Annotated in this window: 17 protein-coding genes and 1 pseudogene; 14 read left to right on the top strand and 4 right to left on the bottom strand. The window is 47.8% G+C overall.

Features of this window, described 5'->3' with window-relative positions:
- Positions 1-102: hypothetical protein (locus Q0600_RS10560; protein WP_366517540.1), on the bottom strand; the 102-nt coding region annotated here is incomplete at its 3' end.
- Between the two features lie 17 nt (positions 103-119).
- Here Q0600_RS10560 and mrdA point away from each other — a divergent pair.
- Together mrdA and Q0600_RS04145 are read left to right on the top strand one after the other, a co-directional pair.
- Positions 120-1916 (top strand): annotated as a pseudogene (gene mrdA, locus Q0600_RS04150) (penicillin-binding protein 2); the annotation flags it as partial.
- Between the two features lie 328 nt (positions 1917-2244).
- Positions 2245-2727, top strand: a complete 483-nt coding sequence (locus Q0600_RS04145; protein WP_298757226.1) for a hypothetical protein — start codon at positions 2245-2247, stop codon at positions 2725-2727.
- A 271-nt stretch (positions 2728-2998) separates the two neighbouring features.
- On the opposite strand, the gene tsaD is transcribed toward Q0600_RS04145, so the two are convergent.
- From tsaD to Q0600_RS04130, 3 genes are all read right to left on the bottom strand, one after another.
- Positions 2999-4006, bottom strand: a complete 1008-nt coding sequence (gene tsaD, locus Q0600_RS04140) for a tRNA (adenosine(37)-N6)-threonylcarbamoyltransferase complex transferase subunit TsaD (protein ID WP_298757223.1) — start codon at positions 4004-4006, stop codon at positions 2999-3001.
- 352 nt (positions 4007-4358) lie between these two features.
- Complete coding sequence (gene creD / locus Q0600_RS04135) at positions 4359-5753, bottom strand: cell envelope integrity protein CreD (protein WP_298757220.1); 1395 nt, start codon at positions 5751-5753, stop codon at positions 4359-4361.
- 361 nt (positions 5754-6114) lie between these two features.
- Entirely contained in the window at positions 6115-8184 is a 2070-nt protein-coding gene (locus Q0600_RS04130; RefSeq protein WP_298757217.1) for a TonB-dependent receptor, read from the bottom strand.
- Between the two features lie 284 nt (positions 8185-8468).
- Between Q0600_RS04130 and exbB the strand changes: the two genes are divergently transcribed.
- The 12 genes from exbB to Q0600_RS04070 all read left to right on the top strand — a co-directional run bounded on the left by exbB (position 8469) and on the right by Q0600_RS04070 (position 20021).
- The gene (exbB, locus tag Q0600_RS04125; protein WP_040304198.1) at positions 8469-8888 is read left to right on the top strand and encodes a TonB-system energizer ExbB; all 420 of its coding nucleotides are present in this window, start codon (positions 8469-8471) and stop codon (positions 8886-8888) included.
- Positions 8889-9272 carry a TonB system transport protein ExbD gene (exbD, locus tag Q0600_RS04120; protein WP_297882886.1) on the top strand — a complete coding sequence of 128 codons (384 nt, stop codon included), beginning with the start codon at positions 8889-8891 and terminating at the stop codon, positions 9270-9272.
- Positions 9269-10123: an energy transducer TonB gene (locus Q0600_RS04115; protein ID WP_298103862.1), complete on the top strand. Its 855-nt coding sequence runs from the start codon at positions 9269-9271 to the stop codon at positions 10121-10123. Before exbD ends, Q0600_RS04115 begins: the two co-directional genes overlap by 4 nt.
- A 351-nt stretch (positions 10124-10474) precedes the next feature.
- Positions 10475-11422, top strand: coding sequence for an NAD(P)-binding domain-containing protein (locus Q0600_RS04110; RefSeq protein ID WP_005872145.1), 948 nt, complete (start codon positions 10475-10477; stop codon positions 11420-11422).
- Complete coding sequence (locus Q0600_RS04105) at positions 11419-12660, top strand: methyltransferase (RefSeq protein WP_298757213.1); 1242 nt, start codon at positions 11419-11421, stop codon at positions 12658-12660. Before Q0600_RS04110 ends, Q0600_RS04105 begins: the two co-directional genes overlap by 4 nt.
- Positions 12653-13024 (top strand): YkgJ family cysteine cluster protein, encoded by a 372-nt coding sequence (locus Q0600_RS04100; RefSeq protein WP_298704670.1) that lies wholly within the window; start codon positions 12653-12655, stop codon positions 13022-13024. The genes Q0600_RS04105 and Q0600_RS04100 overlap by 8 nt, the downstream gene beginning before the upstream one ends.
- Positions 12991-14835: a hypothetical protein gene (locus tag Q0600_RS04095; RefSeq protein WP_298757210.1), complete on the top strand. Its 1845-nt coding sequence runs from the start codon at positions 12991-12993 to the stop codon at positions 14833-14835. Before Q0600_RS04100 ends, Q0600_RS04095 begins: the two co-directional genes overlap by 34 nt.
- A gap of 2 nt (positions 14836-14837) precedes the next feature.
- Positions 14838-15638 (top strand): indole-3-glycerol phosphate synthase TrpC, encoded by an 801-nt coding sequence (gene trpC / locus Q0600_RS04090; RefSeq protein WP_298757208.1) that lies wholly within the window; start codon positions 14838-14840, stop codon positions 15636-15638.
- Between the two features lie 871 nt (positions 15639-16509).
- Positions 16510-16998: an HIT domain-containing protein gene (locus tag Q0600_RS04085; protein WP_298757206.1), complete on the top strand. Its 489-nt coding sequence runs from the start codon at positions 16510-16512 to the stop codon at positions 16996-16998.
- Between the two features lie 15 nt (positions 16999-17013).
- The gene (locus tag Q0600_RS04080) at positions 17014-17850 is read left to right on the top strand and encodes a WG repeat-containing protein (protein ID WP_298757203.1); all 837 of its coding nucleotides are present in this window, start codon (positions 17014-17016) and stop codon (positions 17848-17850) included.
- Between the two features lie 15 nt (positions 17851-17865).
- Positions 17866-18867 carry a bifunctional 3,4-dihydroxy-2-butanone 4-phosphate synthase/GTP cyclohydrolase II gene (locus tag Q0600_RS04075; RefSeq protein ID WP_298757200.1) on the top strand — a complete coding sequence of 334 codons (1002 nt, stop codon included), beginning with the start codon at positions 17866-17868 and terminating at the stop codon, positions 18865-18867.
- The gene (locus tag Q0600_RS04070; RefSeq protein WP_298757197.1) at positions 18864-20021 is read left to right on the top strand and encodes a DNA polymerase IV; all 1158 of its coding nucleotides are present in this window, start codon (positions 18864-18866) and stop codon (positions 20019-20021) included. Before Q0600_RS04075 ends, Q0600_RS04070 begins: the two co-directional genes overlap by 4 nt.

Here is a 20021-nt window from a genome sequence, read left to right as displayed (position 1 = left end):
ATTTGCATAGAATGAAGCAGAGATTTCATAATGTCTTTCATTTTCTTTTATAGATTTTACTGCATCTAAGTCAAAACATTGAGTATCATATAATGCACTCATAAGTCCTTCTTCAAGATTTCGTGATACTATTTTTTAGCATGCTTTTGGTTAGAATTTATTATCTTTCGATCAAATCGAACGAATTCTACGAGCAAGTCGCTAAAAACAACGTCATCTCTACCGAATACATCCCGCCGGTGCGCGGTCAAATTTTAGACGCCAAAGGCCGCCCGCTTGCGATAAATAATCTCGGCTTTTCGCTATCCATCGCGCCGCATCTAAAAGACGCCGCGCTGCAAAGCGAGCTAAATAATATCTCGCGCTACTTCAAAGATCTCAACGTCACTGCGATGAGCAAGAGCTACAAGGACGCAAATTCCGCTTATAATCAAGACTTTATCGAAGTCGTGCCGTTTTTGGACTACAACGCCACGATAGAGCATTTCGCGAGCTTGAGCCTGCACGAAAATATTAAAATTTCGCCCGCTTCGCAGCGCTTCTACCCTTACGGCGCGCTTGCTTCGCACATCATCGGCTACGTAGGCCGCGCCAATAAAAAAGATATCCAAAACAACCCCCTAAGCGCACTTACCGGATACAACGGCAGAAGCGGCGTCGAGGGGTATTATAACGAGCTTTTGCAGGGCAGCAAGGGCGAGCGCAAGACGAAGGTTACGGCGCTAAATCAGGTCGTGGAGGAGATCTCGATGCAAGAGCCCAGCAGTAGCGAAATCTCCCTTACCATTGATCTTGAGCTGCAAAAATACCTCGAGGAAATTTTTAAAGATAAAGACGGCGTAGCGATAGTGATGGATCTGCGCGACGGCGCTATCATCGCGGCGGGCAGCTTCCCCGAGTACGATCTAAACACCTTCGTAGGCGGAATTTCGCAGACGCAGTGGGATGAGCTGATAAAAGATCCGCGCCATCCGTTTACGAATAAGCTCGTAAATGGCCTCTATCCGCCGGGCTCCGTAATTAAAATGGCTGTGGGGATGAGCTTTTTAAACAGCGGCAAGATCAACGAGAACTGGAGCGTGTTTTGCAGCGGCGCTATAGAGCTAGGGGGGCGTAAATTTCGCTGCTGGAAGAGCTGGGGTCATGGCCGCGTGAGCCTAGTAGAAGCGATTAAAGGTAGCTGCGACGTGTATTTTTACGAAGGCTCACTGCTAGTGGGGATCGACTATATGTCCGCGTATCTACAGCGTCTGGGATTTGGTAGTAAAACAGGCGTTGATCTGCCCAATGAGTTTGTAGGCACGATGCCTAATAAAGCATGGAAAATGCAGAAATTTAAGCGCGCGTGGTATCAGGGCGAGACGGTCAATGCCTCGATCGGTCAAGGCGACGTGCTCGTCACCCCTATGCAGGTAGCTAAAAACACCGCGCAGATCGCCTCGGGCAAGGCTATCACGCCGCATTTTTTAAAAAGCATCGACGGCAAGCCAGTGGAATTTGCCCCTACCGAGCTTTTCACACCGAAAGAAAAGGCGCAGCTACCCCTCGTGCGGCGCGGGATGTATGAGGTCGGCAATAACCCCGACGGAGGCACCGCCTACAAGCTCATCCATACCGCAGTAGTGCCTCTAGCGGTCAAGACGGGCACCGCGCAGGTCGTAGGCATCTCGCAGACCGCCAAAAAGCGAATGAAAGAGGCTGATATGGACTACTTCCACCGCTCGCACGCCTGGATGACGAGCTTCGGGCCGTACGACAAGCCGCAATACGCCGTAACCGTGCTCGTAGAACACGGCGGCGGCGGCGGAAGCGCGGCAGGTCCCGTAATAATGCAAATCTACGAAAAACTCGCCCAGATGGGCTACATCGACGCCAACGCAACGACTAACAAAGACAGCGCAAAGAAAACGAAGTAGGCGGAATTTTAAAATTATAAAATTTTACAATTCTACTCGTCCTTCGCGGGCTTGGAATTTTATCTAGCATCCATGGGTTTGAAATTTTAAAATTTATCCGCTTTTGTAAGTCTGAAATTTTAAAATTTAGCGCAGTGCGGGAGGCTTTTAAATTTAGAATTTTACCCGTCCTTTGCGGACTTGAAATTTTAAAATTTAGAGCGGCAAAAGACCCTAAAATTGAGTAGATCAAAGCAGTTTTAAATTTTAAATACATTATATATTAGCGCATAGGCAGGTATAAACATATCGCGGTATAATTCGAGAATTAAATTTTAAGGAGTCGAGAATGGCGTTTGTAGCGGAATATATTTCTAAAGTTGATTCGGAAAGATACAGCATTATAGACACTGTTGATAAAATTAGGACAAAATTTAGAAAACCTTTATTGAGCGATCAAGATATTAGATGGTTAAATTGGGTAGTAGATAAACAAAAACAGACCTATCTTATCTTTATCGGTAGCCCTCAACTGCCGGATCCACGGGATGGCTATACGGGCGAGGATATTTGGTTGCTTTATTATAAAGGTAAAAATATCGAGCTTGATATAAGGCGAATTTATGATGAGACAACGAGTAAATATTTCACGGAAAATCCATTTAAGGTCAAATATAAATTCCAAAGCGTAAATTCTGATATTGGAGATATTTCGATAGACGAGCTTTATAAAATTTTAAATGAAGCCTTGTCTGAGTATGGCAGCGGCGGTATTGAAAATAGGGAATATGTTCCAAAAGAACATGAAGTCGTAACTTTTCTGCACGATTAAGAAAGGATAAAAACGACAAACTAACAAAGTCGATCAAATTTTAGTAGACATTATAAACGACAAGGGGGCGCGCAGCGGCAGCGGTACCGATGGCGGTGCGAGCACGAGAGAAATTTAGCGAAACGTGGCGCGAGCCTGAAACGCGATGTGTAAATTCAAAGTGAATTTTATCCAAACCCAACCGTGAGCAAGCGCGAGATAAAATTTTACTCAAATGTCCAGCGCGCAAGAATTCGCTAGCGGGTGCGGACTATTTGTAAATTTTAAAATTTCACTCAAACGCCGAGCGTAGATTTAGATGCGGGATGATCTCAAGCTCTGCGGGTGCGACGAAATCCTTTTTACGCAGCTTTTCTATCGCTGCGCGCGCGATCATAGCGGCGTTGTCGGAGCAAAATTTCATCGGCGCGAAAAGTATCTCGCAGCCTGCCTGCTCGCACAGATCAGTCAAAAGCCCGCGCAGATGCAGGTTCGCGCTCGCTCCGCCCACGACGCCGAAGCGCACAAAGCGGCGTAACTCAAAGATCCGCTGTAATTTATCCAGTATGTGCGCGCACGCCGCGTCCTCAAAGCAGCGCGCCAGATCGCGCATCGCCCGCTCATCTAGCTCGCCCGCCTTTTTTAGCTTCTCTATCTGCACGCGTACGGCGTTTTTAAGCCCCGAAAAGCTATACTCCAGCCGCCTGTCGCCCTTTAGCGGCACGGGCAGCTCAAACTTCGGCTCGCCCCCTTTTGCGAGTTCCTCGATGAGCGCGCCGCCCGGGTAGCCGAGGCCTAGCATTTTGGCGATCTTATCGAAGCTCTCGCCGAAGCTGTCGTCGCCCGTGGTCGCTAAAATTTCGATACTCCCTGCCGCGTCGATATCCAAAACCATCGTGTGTCCGCCGCTAACGAGCAAAACGCCCATCGGAAATCGCGCCTCGCTCCCTAAAAACAGTGAGTAGACGTGGCCTATGAGATGATTTACGCCGATGAGCGGCAAATTTAGCGCGAGCGCGAGCGCTTTTGCCATATTCACGCCGCCGATCAGGCTCACGCTGAGCCCCGGGGTATTGGTTGCTGCGACGGCGCTAAGCTCTCTAAAATAGGGCTTTGCGCGCTGCAAAATCCGCGGCAGCGCCTCCGTATGCAGCCTCGCGGCAAGCTCGGGCACGACGCCGCCGTATTTGGCGTGATCGGCTTCCTGGCTTATTTTTTCGTAAAATTTCAGCTCGAAACTGCGCTCGTCCATCACCGCGACCGAGCTGTCGTCGCAGCTGCTCTCAATAGCAAGTATCACACGAAATCCTTAAAATTTTTCGCTCATTATACTCAAAAATCGGCCTTGCGGCGCAGATGAAATTTTAAAATTTAAAGCGACGCGCCTTAGATTTGGTCGCGACGTGTTCGCGCTCGCGGGGCTAAATTTTAAAATGCACCGTTCGGCTCGGTGCACTAACGGAATTAAATTTAAAACGCGCCGCCACCGCACCATGTTTGCCGCTACGATGCGCTCCGTATCTGCCGCGGCGGATAAAATTTCAGATAGATGAAATTTTGGCAGTTGAAATTTAGCGAGCAAATTTAAAATGGCCTTTGGATTTTAAAACTCCAAAGGCCGTCGCGATTAAATTTAGCGGCAAATTTAAAGGCTAAATTTCAGGCTCTTGCTCCTGCTTTTTCTCGCCGCTTGGGATCGCCGTGTCGTACCAGTCGAGCTTGCGCGTAAAATACATAACGAGCGAAATCACCGCGAATATCATCAAGCTTCCCATTAGAAGCGCATAGTCTTCGGAATTTAAGATAACATAGAGGATCGCGTATGAAACGAGCTGAACGCAAGTGATGAAAATGCCCCAGCGCGCGCCTTTAAATATCGCGCTTGCGTAGAAAAATACTATCGCGCTTACCGCGATCGCCGAAGCAGCATAGCTAAGCGCAAAGCCCATGTGTTCGGAGAGTGAAAGTACCAGCAGGTAGAAAACGACGTCCTCAAGCCCGATGAGTAGATATTGGATCGGGTGGATGCGCTCGTGAGTATAAACCTCGCACAAAAAGATCGCCAAAAACGGCACCGCTAAGAATAACAGAGCGTAATCCGTGCAGCGCTTAATCAGCGAGTAGTTGTTCACGGGCTCGATGAAGCCGATGCTTACGGCATCATTTCTATCGTCGTTGCTGCGCCAGTTCGTCATAGCGACGCGGTCATCTTGATCTGCAAGCCACGCAGGAGCAATGCCTGCGGCTAAGCCTGTAACTTCCCACGAAGCTTTAAAACCGCTAGCGCTTACCTCGCGCGATTTGGCGATAAAGCCGCCGCCAAAGCTAGGCGATGCCCAAGTAGAGCTAATTTCAAAACGGCTATTTTGCGCGATCGGAGCTAGATGAAGTGCCTCGCCGCCTTGGATTTTAAGCGTGCCGCTGATGCTAAAATCAGACGACAGTGCTGAAGTGGGGAGCTTGTAGATTAAACTCCGATCGAAAATTTTAGCTTCGGCGTTTCCGTGATATTGCTTAAGCTCCTTGCCGTTTAGGCTTAAAGCGGGGGAGGCAGTGAAGGATTTTTGATTGCCTACGCCGAGCACTAGCACGGCTTCGTCGAAATTTAGCCGCGCAGGATCGATGCCGAGCTCGGTATAGTTTATCGCCTCAAAGTCCGCCTTAAGCGCAAAATCGCCGTTATATATCGGAACGCGAAAAATTCCGCGCTTTAGATAGGTGGGGTCGATCTGCGCTGATAAGAAGTAGTTTTTTGGCACGATGATGAAATTTTTCTCTACGCGCCTTTTTACGAGTTCATTGTTGCTTTTGTCTATCGCTTCGATTATCTCTGCGTAGGGCACTACGATCGCAAGGCCCTGGATTTGCAGCTCACCACCCACCGGCGTGAGGATCGAATCCTGCGCGAGCTGCTTGGTTTCGGAGCGCGAGTAGGTAAGATTATCGATAAAGCTTAGCGGAATTAACAGCAGCAAAAGCAGCACTAAAACTATGAACGGTTTCGTCCAAAATGCCCCGCGAATGGCGTTTTTAGTAGAATTTAACAAAGGCTCTCCTTTTAAGTAGAATTTAAAACGGAATTTTAACGATGAAGAGTAAACGGACGGCGCTTGAAGTGGGAGGAATTTTATAAATTCTAAACGAACTTCGGATGTGAAGCGCTGCGGATATCGCTTTGAATTTTTGGAATTCCGCTGCAAGCTAGAATTTCATTGCGAATGAGAATTTTGCTATTCGCAAAAATTTTATGAGAAAAATTTCTGTTAGTAGAATTTAAAAGCTTGAAATTCTAAGTCCAAAAATTTTAAATTTCCAAAGCCCTAGGAATTTTGAAATTCCAAGGGCTTGAATTTTTAAAATTTCGCCGCTTTAGCGTGCAAAATTTCGTGCGATCATCTCGCGTAAGCTTTAAAATTTATACGCCACGCTTAGCTTGAAATTTCGTCCAGGCTCCCAGTCGATAACGTTTGAATCACCGGTGAAATCGGCGCTGCGCTGCGAGTGCGACGCGTAGGCTTTATCAAAGAGATTGTAAACGCCCGCGTTGATCTCAAGCCCTTTAAATCGTCCGCCATCCGGAGCGTAGGTCACATATAGATCGTGAACCGCGTAGCTAGGCACTTTTGTTTTTTCGTCGCTATTTGCGGAGGCTACGTTTTTGGAGTCGAAAAAGAGCAAGTTATAGCCCAGCAGTAGATCCGCCGCAGAGATTGCGTACTCGGCATTGAAGGTGTATTTATCGCCATAGTCGCGGTAGCCGATGATGTTTGAGCTTAGATAGCCCGAGCCGCTGCGCACGCGGTCTTTATATTCTACGTGCTGGTGGGTGTAACCCGCAGCAAGGCTCAAATCATCTAATATCAATCTTGCGAAGAGCTCGACGCCGTCGATATCCGCACCGCCTGCGTTAGCCCTGCATAAGGTGCCCTGCGCGCCTCCCGGGCAGCCGATAACGCCGCCGCGAGCATTGTTATCTACGATGAGATTTTTATACTCCGTTCTGAAATACTTCGCAGTTAGGCTTACCGAGGAATTCTCTCCTAGCTCGCTTTTGTAGCGACCGCCTATTTCGTAGGCGTTACCCGTAGTGGCCTTTAAATTTTCATTGGCCATCCAGCTTAGTGGTCTGCCGCGGCTAGTACCCGCAGCCATCATGCTCTCCATTACGTCAGGTCCTCTAAATACTCGCGCATAGCTTGCAAACGCTCCAAATCCCGCGCCGATCTCGTAATCAAGCGCCAAGGCGGGGCTTACTTCGTCAAATTTATATTTGTAGCTAGAGATATTAGTGCCTCTGCCGTTGTAAGTCTTTAGCTCGTGCCTTTCGTAGCGCACGCCAGGAGTTACCGTAAGCCCGCCGTAGCGCATAGCATCCTCGATATAAAAGCTATAATTATCGACCTTCTCGGGGCGTAGATTGCCGGGCTTAACGTAGTTTTCGGAGCGGTAGTAATCAAAGCCGTAGCGTAGCGTATGAGCCAGATCGCCCGTTTCAAATTTACTCTTAGCGCCGATTTTGCCGCCCTTGGTCTCGACGCCCCATTTTACATTTGTCGAGGTTGATCCGATGCGTTGATGCTTGGTGTAGTATCCCGTGATGTCGAGTTCTAGCAAGTCGCTTGGATTATACGTGTATTTGATCGTGTGCGTATCGCGCTCGTATTTGCGGTTATCCAGCTGTCCGTTCAGCCAAGAGCCGAATTCCGGTCGCAGCGGATAGAGACCTTTATACTGCATATGCTCGGTAGAGAGCGAAATTTTATGAAAATCCAAAAAGCTATAGCCCGCCTTGAATAGATAATTTATATCGTTGCCATCACCGCCCGTAGGTTTGCCATTGCCGGATTCGCCGAAGCCGTATCCGTAGTGCTTAAACGCAGCAAGCATATCTAGGCTATCAAACGCCCTGCCATAAAGCATCGCGCTTTGCGAATAGCCTTCGTTATTGCTTGTATAGCCCACTTTGAGCTTGGCGCCGATATCCTGACCCTCTTCGAGCAGGTCGTTGGCATCCACAGTCTTAAAAGCTACCGAGCCACCCAAGGCGCCCGAGCCGTTTACGACCGAGCGCGCGCCTACATCGACCTCTACGGCTTTGATAAGATCAGGATCGATTAGTAAATCGGCGTTGTGGTGGAAGGTATTGCCGTTTTGTTTCGCGCCGTCAATCGTGATATTTAGACCGCGATCGCTCACGCCGCGCATATAAATTTTTTGATTCATGCCGTTGGTGCCGCCCACATAAACGCCTGGGATGTCGCGAAATACGTCTTTTACGAGCGTAGCGTTGCGGGTGTTGATTTTGACATCATCCACGGTGCTAGGCGTGCTAGAATCGCTAGTAACTTCGATTACGCCCAGGCTTTGCGTATTTGAATCCTTACTTTTGGACGCGTCCGTAGCGCTTGATTTCTCGTCTGCTTGTGCGCTTAAGCAAAGAACCGCGCACAAAGACAAAGCCAGATGAAATTTTTTCATACGAAATTCCCAAATGATAATAAGATTAAAAAACGGCGAATAATATAAAATTAATCCTTTATTTTATATTAATTATCAAGACATTTTAAAATCATTACAATTTTATCTCCGAATGCTTTATTATCATTAAATAAAGCTAAATGATAAAATATAATTTAAATATCGATCATCAAAATTTTAGTAAAAATTAAATCTACTTTTGATAAAATCGCTCATTTTTTGGCAAGGCACTTTGCTGAATTTATAAAAATTTTTAAAATTTTTAAGGAGAGCTTATGGGCATTATGGAATTTTTGGCGCATTACGTGGATTACATTATCTTTGCGATCCTCGGATTTATGAGCTTTTTAGTCGTGTGGTTTACTATCGAAAGGCTGCTTTTTTATTCGAAGGTTAAGGCGAGCGATTACAAAAGCAAGGCGCTATATGAAGAGGCTCTGACAAAAAATTTAACGACACTTTATATTGTTTATTCAAATGCTCCGTACATCGGTCTTTTAGGTACTGTCATCGGCATTATGATCACATTTTTTGATATGAGTACTGCAAGCGGTATCGATACCAAGGCTATCATGCAAGGTCTCTCGCTTGCGCTTAAAGCTACGGCTACCGGTCTAGTCGTCGCCGTACCTACGCTCATCATCTACAATGGCTTTGTTCGCAAGGTAGATGTGCTTCTAAACCGCTACGATGAGGTTAAATAAATGAGCATTCCTAGACGAGACGGGCTAAATATCGTCCCGTTCATCGACATTATGCTGGTGCTGCTAGCGATCGTGCTTAGTGTCTCGACTTTCATTGCGCAGGGGCATATTAAGGTAAATCTTCCATCTTCTTCAAGCTCGCAAAACCCGCAAGAGGATAAAAAAGTTACCATCAAAGTGGATAGCGAATCTAAAATTTATCTAGACGATGTCGCAATAAGCGAGGATGAGCTTGAGAAAAAAATTGCCGCTCTCGATAAAAACGATCTTGTCGTGCTAAAAAACGATAAAGACTCGAAATTTGCCTCTTTCATTTCTATCATGGATGTCCTAAAAAAGGCGGGCCATGAAAAATTTGCGATCGTGACCGAAAAAGAGCAATGAATAAAGATAGCGCAATAGGCTTCATCGTATCTTTGGTGCTGCATTGCATCATCGCTGTGGGTGTTTTTGCTCTTTTATCGTCGGCACCGAAGCCGCCTAGCATGCCCGATATGATAGCTTTTTCCATCGATAGCATAATGGATGATGCCAAGCAGGGCGATATCTCCGATGAGCCCAATATCCCGCCTCCTTCCGATCAGTCCGAACCGGATCCTGAGCCAGAGCCCACTCCGCCGGAGCCCGAGCCCGAACCCGAACCCGAACCAACTCCGCCTGAGCCGGAGCCAATACCGGAGCCCGAGCCGATTCCTGAACCGGAGCCTATACCAGAGCCTGTAGTCGAAAAACCAAAACCGGTCGAAAAGCCCAAGCCAAAGCCGGTAGAAAAACCAAAACCGATCGAAAAACCTAAGCCGAAAAAAGAGCATAAAGTTCAAAGCAGCGATAGGAATTTAACGGCGAAATTTGACCCGACAAAGCCTATTTCGCTGGGTAGCGGCGGGGGCGGCGGCTCCAGTAGCGCAGGCGGCGGTAGCGACGCTATAACAAGCCGCGGCGATCCTAGCAATAGCGATGTCGGCAAGAAAATTTTTGCCATTATTTCGCGCTACGCGCAGTCGCATTATCCTAAAAATGCCCAACGTATGCGTAAAATCGGCGTCGTAGGCGTGCACTTTACCTATACGGCAAGCGGTGATGTTAAGGGTCTTCGCGTTACGTCTTCTTCGAATGTCGATTCGCTTGATGAGGGTGCATTAAGCGCAGTCGAGCGCACAAAAGGTAGCTTTCCAAAGGTCGAGAAAGATATGGAATTTAACTTTAGCATAAAATATACGCTAAATTTTAACTAGCCTTAAAGCTTCTATTAAAAACTTTTGCCTGGGCGGTAAAATTTTAAAATTTTACCGCTCTTGCCGCTTTATCTTAGCTCGCAAAATTCCATCTTGGCAAAGTGAAATTTTAAAATCTGCCTCTCTTGCTGTGCTTCTACTGTTCCGCCGCATGAACTTTTATAAACGGATTGGCGTCTTGGAATTTAAAATTTAAACGGAGAAAATTATGTCTTTTCAAATTTAGCCAAGCAAGCATCTTAAAGCGTTAAAATTTTAAATTTAAGCTGCGAAATTGCTAGGAAATTCCACTGATTTTAATGGAATTTTTACTATAATTTCGTATGAAATTTAAAAGATTAAAGGAAATTTATGATAGACGTTTACGACTTGGCGGTGATCGGCGGCGGTCCTTGCGGCATCGCTTCCGTAGTAGAAGCCAAAAGAAACGGGCTTGCGCACGTACTTCTGCTTGAAAAAGGCGACAACCACTCTCAAACGATTAGGCAGTTTTACAAAGATAAAAAGCGCGTCGATAAAGAATATAAAGGTTTTGACAGCGAGACGCGCGGCTCTATTTCGTTTGAAACCGGCACGAAAGAGAGCGTGCTAAATTATTTTGACGAGCTCTTAGATAGCGATGAAATCGATACGAATTTCAAAAGTGAGGTCGAAAAGATCGAAAAGCACGCAGATGAATTTTATATCACGACTAGCTCGGCTGGATACCGCGCGCGCAACGTCATCGTCGCAATTGGTAGGATGGGCAAGCCTAATAAGCCCGCTTATAAAATTCCGCCTTCGATCACGCAACGCGTAAATTTCAATCTCGATAAATGCACGATCAATGAAAAAATTCTAGTTGTCGGAGGCGGTAACTCAGCTGCAGAATACGCTATAGCGCTATGCAAGACCAATGTCGTGACGCTTTGCTATCGCAAGCCTAAATTTACCCGCCTAAACGAGACGAACGAAAGCGACGTAATGCGCGAGACCAAATACGGCAACATCATCTTGCGTTTAGGCATCGATATAGAGGCTCTTGAGAATGAAAACGGCAAGGTGCTGGTAAAATTTGATGATGGCACCGAGCTCGTGTTTGACCGCGTGATATACGCGATCGGCGGCACGAGCCCGATTGATTTTCTTAAAAAATGCGGCATCGCTTACGACGAAAACGGCGTGCCGATCGTGGATGAAAATCTTCAAACTGCCACTAGTGGGCTTTACGTCGGCGGAGATCTCATCAGCAGAAGCGGCGGATCGATCGTGGTGGCTATAAATCACGCCCATACCATCATCAAAAATATCCGCAGATGAGGCTTTATCAGCCAAAAAAGGGCTATCGCTACACGAGCGATACGATTTTTTTGTGGAATTTTATAAGAAGCTCAGGTGTGCGTAAAACTGACGCAGCATCGCAAAATGGCTCTTGGACGCTGGGCTGTGGCGCGGAATTTAAAGACGCGACAGATGGAGGCTTTAATGCGCAGTTTTGCGCTTCGGATTTCGCAGGCGGTGAAGCGGGATTTTGCGCCGAGGATTGCGCTTTTAGCAAAGAAGAGTCGTATGCCGCTAACCATAGCGTGGGGAATGATCACGATTTTGGAAGTAAGGGCTGTGCTGAACTTAAGGCGGAATTTAAAATGAAATTTCAAGCGGAATTTCAGGAGAAATTTCAAAGCGAGCGCTGCAAAAATTCCGATTTTCAAAGCGACGAAGCCTGGCATGCTTTAAAGCCTGATATCGCAAGCGGTGAAAATTTTAAATTTTGTGACGAGCAAATCGCGCAGCCTTTAGAATCTCAAAAGACGTACGATAAAGATTTCGCGAGCAAATTTGAAGACGCCAAGGTGCGCGAGGATTTTGCTGCGGAGTGCTTGCGTGACGGCTGGTTTGCCGCTTGCAATGAGCGTAGCTTAAAAGGCGCTCTAAATCCGCGAGCGATATACGGCGACGTGCTGGATGTGGGCGCAGGATGTGGAATTTTAGGGCTTTTGCTAAAACGCGATTTTAAAAGCATCAATCTAAGCTTGCTAGAAATTCAAGAGCGAAATTTAGAAATCTTAAGGCTAAATTCTTTGCAAAACGATCTGCCTGCCGAGATTTTGCACGCGGATTTCGCGGAGTTTAAAAGCAAAAAGCGTTTTGACTTTATCGTCTCAAATCCGCCCTTTTATCGAGAGCGCATTTCGCTTAGCAAAGAGCCTCATATGGCGCTTAGTAAGAGCGCAGCAAGCCTTAGCCTACGGGATTTCGTGCGATCTGCGAATGCTCATCTTAAGCCTGGCGGTACGCTTATTTTTTGCTACGAGGCGGGCAAGCTAGCTAAAATTTGCGAGCTTTTAGGCGAGTTTAGGCTAAATTTGACGAGGCTTGGTTTTGTCTATCCCGACATTTCAAAGCCCGCTAAACTAGCGCTTTTGCAAGCTCGTAAGAACTCGCGCTCGCCCTGTGAGATCACCATTCCGATCTATGCTAGTGCGCACGGAAAGCGCACCGCACAAGCCCACGCGATCTACAAAAGCGCGGATCTGACGAGCGTGGATTATGAGTGAGTTCGGCTTTAGTTTCGATGCTAGCGCATGCGAGCGCTGCGGCGGCAAGTGCTGCACTGGAGAGAGCGGCTACATCTGGATAGATGAGAGCGAGATTGCGGCGCTGGCGGTAAAATTTAAAATTTCGCCTGCAAGGCTTAAAGAAATTTATTTACAAAAAATAGGCGCTAAATTTAGCGTAAAAGAAAAGCCCTTTGAAGGCGGTTTGGCGTGCGTGTTTTTTGACGAGGCGCAGCGCAACTGCGGGATTTACGAGCTGCGCCCGAAGCAGTGTCGTAGCTTTCCATTTTGGGAATATTTTAAAACGCATACTAAAGAATTGGAGGAAGAATGTATCGGGGTAAGGTTTTTGGCGGAATTTTAATCGCGGCGATGATTTTAGCGCCGCAGTATCTAAGTGCGGAGGGTAGGACGAATGCTGCAGCAGCGAAGCAGTCTGTTACGGATAAAAAAGCGTCTGATCGGAATTCCAGCATTGGTACAAAAAACGGTGCAAAAGATGCAATTAAAAAGAGCTTGATAAATCGCGGCGTAAGCGCTAAAAGTATAACCAAAGAAAAGCTAAATCATGCGATGCGAGCGCAAGAAGACGCCGAGCTAAATTTCGATTTGCTTACAGCTTTGGAGCTACTGCATAAAGATCCCGTCGCATCGATGTTTTTATATGAAAAGGTATACAATAAAACGGGCTCGTCCGTTTATCTGCTAGAAGCGCTAAAGACTGCTTTTGCGATCAAAGATCGTAAAAATACGGCGCGCTATTTAAAGCTCGGCGAAAAGAGCTTAAGCTCAGACTCTGAGTATCTGCGAGTAAAAATCGGCTACTACTTAGGCATTAAAGATAATCTAAACGCCAATACCGCTGCTCTTAAGCTGGTCACCGTAGATCCAGTTTCGCGTAGTTACGCGATCTTAGCGGCGACATATTATGCGATGGAGAATTTTACTTTAGCCAAAACCTACTTTGAAAAAGCCTATGAGCTAGACAAAACTGACGAAAATCTCATCAGATTATGCGACGTGCTGCTAAATAAACTCAATGATTCGGACGGAGCGATCCGCATCATCGAGACGCATAGGCGCATCTACGGCTGCGCCCAGGGTATGGCGTGCGAGCTGCTAGCTGATGTGTATCGCGCGAATAAACGCTATTTGGATGTCGCTAAGATCGATGAAGCGCTGTATGAAGCCAAAGGAGATAATAAATTCTTAGACGATATGATAGCGATTTATTACTACTCAAACGACTTTGATAAAATAATCGAGCTTTTGAAGAAATACGACTACAAGCGCGAGCTTCTAATCGATGCCTACGCGCATAAAAAAGACTATAAAACCGCGATTAAAATGGCACGCGATGAGTTTATGAAGACCAAAAATTACGACTTTTTGGCGATCGAGGCGATCTACGAATATGAAAGTGCGGGCAAAAACGTAGATGCCAAGACCCTATCTAGCGTAGTGGCAAAATTTGAAAATATCGTGCCGCAGCTTAAAGACCCCGTGCACCTAAACTACTACGGCTACATCTTAATAGATCACGATTTAGACGTTCGCAAGGGCATCGAGCTCGTCCGCCGCGCTCTACAAAAAGACCCCGACTCGCCGTATTATCTGGACTCGCTTGCTTGGGGATACTACAAGCTTGGCGAGTGCGACAAGGCTAAAAATGAAATGGCTAAGATCAAAGACGCAGAATTTTTTAATTCCCCCGAAGGCAAAGAGCATTTGGAGGCGATCGATGCGTGCGCTGCTGGCACAGGCGTAGCGCCGCAGAATTCTATATCGCAAAACCCCGCTACGATAAAAGGCTCCACGCCGAAAGATCAGGCGCCGCAAAGCCCGGCAATAAAAACTCCTTCGCCTAATTCCATAAAATCTACGGCGCCCGAAAGCTCCGCGTTAGATTCCGCGCGTCCAAGCTCCGCTGCAACGCGTGATTTAACGCCAAAAGACTCCGCTTCGCAAAATTCTGCCAGGTCTGCAAATTCCATGGTTCAAAACCAGACACCAAATTCCGCGGCTTCTGAAAATTTTGCGACGCCTATAAATTCCGCCGCGCAGAATTCTGCCTCGTCAAGACAAAATTCCGTATCGAGGCAGGATTTTATACCAGAGCAAAATTCTACGTCGAAAGAGCCCACCGGCTCTAAAATTCAGACACCAAAGCAGTAGCGATGATTTTGGATGAAATTTTAAAACGTACTCGAGAGGATCTCGCGCTTCGTAAAGAAAGGCTACCCGAGGATCTGCTCGGCCGCTCGCTAAGCGCTAATCCCTACGAGCCGCGCGACGTCATAAGCGCGCTTAGAAGCGATGAGAAGGACCCGCTACGCATTATCGCCGAGATCAAAAAGGCAAGCCCGAGTAAGGGGATCATCCGCGAGGATTTTGAGCCGCTAAGCCTTGCCGTGGAGTACGAAAATGCAGGTGCGAGCGCCTTTTCGGTGCTTACCGAGCCGCATTATTTCAGAGGCGATTTGGAGTTCATCCCGCAGATCCGCCGCTACACTCACACGCCCATTTTGCGCAAGGATTTCATCATAGATCGCTATCAAGTCCTAGAGGCGCTGGTTTACGGCGCGGATTTTATCCTGCTGATCGCCAAAGCTCTGGAAGGCAAGGAGCTGAGAGAACTGCTTGAGTTTGCCCGCAGGCTGGGGCTTGAGGCGCTGTGCGAGATCCACGATAAGGACGATCTGAAAAAAGTGGTCTTTGCAGGCGCTGATATTATCGGCATCAACCATCGAAATTTAGAGACTTTCGAGGTCGATACGAGCCTGAGCGAGCGGCTGATCCCGCTGATTCCAAACGGCAAGATCATCGTCGCCGAAAGCGGTCTGCACTCGCACGAGCAGCTTTTAAGCTTGCACGAGGCGGGCGTCGATGCGTTTTTGATCGGCGAGCATTTTATGCGCCAAAATGACGTCGGCGCTGCGCTGCGCGAGATAAAGCTCGGCGCGAGCGGCAAAATTTAAATTCGGCTCGTTTAATAGCGCAAGCTTAAACCCGAAGCGAGCGGTTAAATTTAGCGAACGGAGTGAAATTTTAAAGCAGTAAATTTTAAAATTCTGCGGACTTTAAAATTTAACGGCTCTTTAAATTTAGCGCCGCGCCGCAATTTAATATCGCACATCGCGCGAGAATTCACGCTACGCTTTGCATCGTGAGTTTGTTATTGCACATGGCGCGAACAGCTGCGGAGCGAGGTTTAAATTTACGCTTCGCATAGCTTCGCGCAGGCGGGTTTGCGCTTGCGGAATTTGACTGCTTAGGATTGCGAGTTTGCCGCAATGCCCTACATGTCGTACGCTTACGCAAGCCTAGTATTGGCGATTATATACGGCGCCGTAAATTTAATCGCAGCTCGCGATCTAAGCCGCCCGTAGGCTGCAATACATCGCGATTGGGCTTTAACTGAGCCGCAGTTACGCGTGACCGCGCCGCGTTAAATTTTACCACGTGTTGCGATGGTGATTGCAGCGCAGGTTTGGCATCGCGTACCGCGCCTGTGAGTGCGTCAAAGTTTTATTATAATGCGCCGCGCAAACGGCTACGGTGCGGACTTTTAGACGCTATGTTTGCCGCGCGATGAGTGTCCGTCAAATGCGCACCAATGGCCGCCGCGGGCTTCGATCCGCAGAGTGCGTATTGCGCCGAAGCGCCTCGCGATTGCAAAGCATGTCGCGCTTGCCACGTGTATAGCTCCGCATCATGCGAGCAAGCGCAGACCGCGTAAATTTAAAATTCTATGAAATTTAGAAGTTTTAAATTCCAAATTTCATAGAATTTTGCGAAACGCAAATTTTAAAATTCCATAGAATTTTGGAATTTCGGAAAGGAAAAGAGATGGATTATCTTTGCGCCCCTTGGCGAAGCGAGTATTTTACCGAAAAAAGAAGCGGCTGTCCCTTCTGCGACGCGGCGGCGGATGCGGCGTTTGACGATCGCAACGGCGTGCTTTTTCGCGCGCGGCACTGCTTTGGGGTGATGAACCTCTACCCTTACAGCCCGGGCGCGTTTATGGTCATACCTTACGAGCACGTCGATAATATCGAGTGCCTTAGCGATGATGCGTGGGCGGAGATGAGCCGCTACGTGCGCGCCGGAGTGGGGATCTTAAAGCGCACTCTGGGTGCAAACGGCGTAAATATCGGTATGAATCTCGGCGCCGCCGCGGGTGCGGGCATAGCCGAGCACGTGCACTATCATCTCGTGCCGCGGTGGCAGCGCGATACGAATTTCATCACGACGATCGCAAACGTCCGCGTAAACGGCGTTTCGTTCGCCCCGCTTTTTGAGAAGCTCAAGGCGGCTTACGCGGAAATCAAAATTTAAATTTGGGAGATCGAGATGGTATCGGCATGGGTTAAAAAGAACGATAAATGGGGCTTTATCGATAAAACGGGAAAGGAGATAGCTTCTTGTATCTATGATGATGTTTCGTATTTTAGCGAAGGCCTAGCATGCGTTAGAAAAAACGATAAATTCGGCTTCGTCGATAAAACGGGCAAAGAAGTTATTCCCTGCATATATGATCGGGCCGAGGAGTTTTGCGAGGGCTTAGCGTGGGTTAATAAGAACGATAAATTCGGCTTTATCGATAAAACGGGTAAAGAGGTGATTTCTTGTATATATGATGATGCTTATAATTTTGACGAAGAACTGGCGGAAGTTCAAAAAAGCGGCTATTGGGGCTTTATCGATAAAACCGGCAAAGAGATCGTTCCTTGTATATATGATGACGTTGGCGTTTTTCGCGAAGGCTTGGCGGACGTTAAAAAGAACGGTTATTGGGGATATATCGATGAAATGGGAAAAGAAGTTATTCCTTGCATATATGATCGGGCCGGGAGTTTTTGCGAAGGCTTAGCAAAGATTGAAAAGGACGGCAAATGGGGCTTTATCGATAAAACGGGCACAGAGGTAGTGTCTTGTGTATACGAGCTTGCTTGGGATTTTGACAATACTTTGTGCGGATATTATGACGAAATCAAATATTGCGAAGGATACGTTAAAGTCAAAAAAGACGGCAAATGGGGGCTGCTAGATGATGAGGATAATGAAATTTTAAAGCCGATGTTTTACGACGAGATAGAAGTTATTAAAATTCTGAGCGACGACTACGTCAAAATCATACTAGACGGTCGCGAAACGATCGTGAATAAAAACGGCACAATAATATCTTAAATTTAAGGAGAGATGATGGTTAGCGTAGAGCAAGCGATCGAGGATCTGAAAAACGGCAAGATGCTCGTTATGGTCGATGACGTCGATCGCGAGAACGAGGGCGATTTGGTGTTTGCGAGCACCTTTAGCAGCGCGCAGAAGGTAAATTTTGCGATCACGCACGCTCGCGGAGTGCTGTGCGTGGCGCTTAGCCCGCAGATCGCACAGCAGCTAGATCTAAATTTGATGGTCGATAAAAACACCTCCAGTCACGAGACCGCATTTACCGTCACGATCGACGCGAAGGGCGCCAAGACGGGCGTAAGCGCGTATGAGCGCAATATGACGATCGAGCTGATGTCGCGCGTGGGCGCTCGCGCAGATGATTTCGTCCGCCCTGGGCATATTTTCCCGCTAATCGCCAAAAGCGGCGGCGTGCTCGCCCGCACGGGGCACACCGAGGGCTCTACGGATCTGTGCCGCTTGGCTGGGCTTTCGCAAAGCGCCGTGATCTGCGAGATAGTCAAAGACGACGGCGATATGGCGCGCAGGGACGATCTGGAAAAATTCTGCGCGCAGCACGGCATCAATATGATCTCGGTCGCACAGATCGTGCAGTACCGCCTAAAGCACGAAACGCTCGTTAAATTTAGCGAGCCCAAAAGCGCTCTGCTGTGCGGCGAAGCGGCGAAATTTTACGATGTGAGCGATCACGAGGGCAACAAGCACCGCGCATATATTTTCGGCGAACCCGAAAAGAGCGCGCAGACGAACGTGAAATTTCATAAAATTTCAAGCGATCTGGAGTTTTTAAGCGATACGAAATTTAACGATTTCATGCGCGATCTGGATGTTTTGCGCAAAGAGGGCGGCGTGCTTTTGATGCTAAAATCCGCGCAAAATCGCGCCGATTTTAAGAGCTTTGGCATTGGAGCGCAAATTTTAGCGCATCTGGGCGTGAGAAAAATCAAAATTTTAAGCAAGAGCGAGCCGAAAGATTACGCGGGGCTTAGCGGATTCGGGATCGATATAGTTTGATAGCTCATATCGATTTGGACAGCTTCTTCGTCTCGGTCGCGAGGCTTGCCGATCCCGCGCTTGCGGGCAAAAAGATCGCAGTCGTCGGAGGCGGCGACGAGGAGATTTTCGGCGGTAAGAGCGAGCTTGGTAGTGTGATTTTAAGCGCGAGCTACGAGGCCAGAGCGGACGGCGTGCACTCGGCTCAGCCCGTTAAAATCGCGCTCGGACTCTGCCCGCAGTTGATTTTAGTGCGCGCGCGGCATGGCGAATACCGAAAAGCTTCACGCGAAATTTATGAGTTTTTACTAAGCTTTACGCCCGAGATCGAAAAATTTAGCATCGACGAGTTTTTTCTAAATTTACGCGGCACGGCTTACGACGCGGACGCGCTGAGCTTTGCTGCGTTTTTGCAAAGCGAAATTATGCGCCGCTTTAGCCTTCCGTGCAGCGTAGGTCTTAGCGAAGCAAAGCTTATCGCAAAGCTCGCTACGAGCCTTGCCAAGCCCTTCGGCGTGCGGCAAATTTTAAAATCGCAAATTGCGCACGAGCTATCCGCCGTGCCGGTAGCGAAATTTTTTGGCATCGGCAAAGCGGCGCAAAAAACGCTCGGTAAATACGGCATCGTAAGCTTCGGCGATGCGTTAGGGCATAGAGAAATTTTTGAAAAGATGGGCGCAAACGGCAGGAAAATTTTCGCAGCCCTTAGCGGCGAGGATGAGGGCGAGGTCGTCTCAAAGCGCGAGCGCAAAAGTATCGGCTTTGGACGCAGTTTCGCGCCGTGCGCCGATCGGGACGAGCTGCGGCGTAAAATTTTAATTTTGGCGCGTCATTTGGCGGGCGAAGTGCTTGCAAGGGGCCTAAAGCCCGCGACGTATGATCTAAAGATCCGCTACAAATCGCGCGAGGAGTTTTCGCACCAGATCAGCCAGGATAGGGCTTTTAGCCTAAGCTTGCTGAGCGAGACCGCGCTTGAGCTGTTTAGGCTCTGCGACGTTAAAAAAGGCGCGCAGATAATCCACGTAGCGCTAAATCTTTCAAATTTTAGCGGCAAATCGGGCAGCTCGCTGCTTTTTGGCGAGATCGATAAAAAGCAGCAGAGCCTGGATCGATCTTTAAGCAGGATTTGGGAAAAATTCGGCATCGAAAAGCTAAAAAAAGCGAGCGAAATTTGA

Origin of the sequence: uncultured Campylobacter sp., assembly GCF_938041645.1 — a bacterium.
Classification (GTDB): domain Bacteria; phylum Campylobacterota; class Campylobacteria; order Campylobacterales; family Campylobacteraceae; genus Campylobacter_B.
The sequence above is the reverse complement of the archived record's forward strand: the minus strand, read 5'-3'. Positions and strand labels throughout refer to the sequence as shown.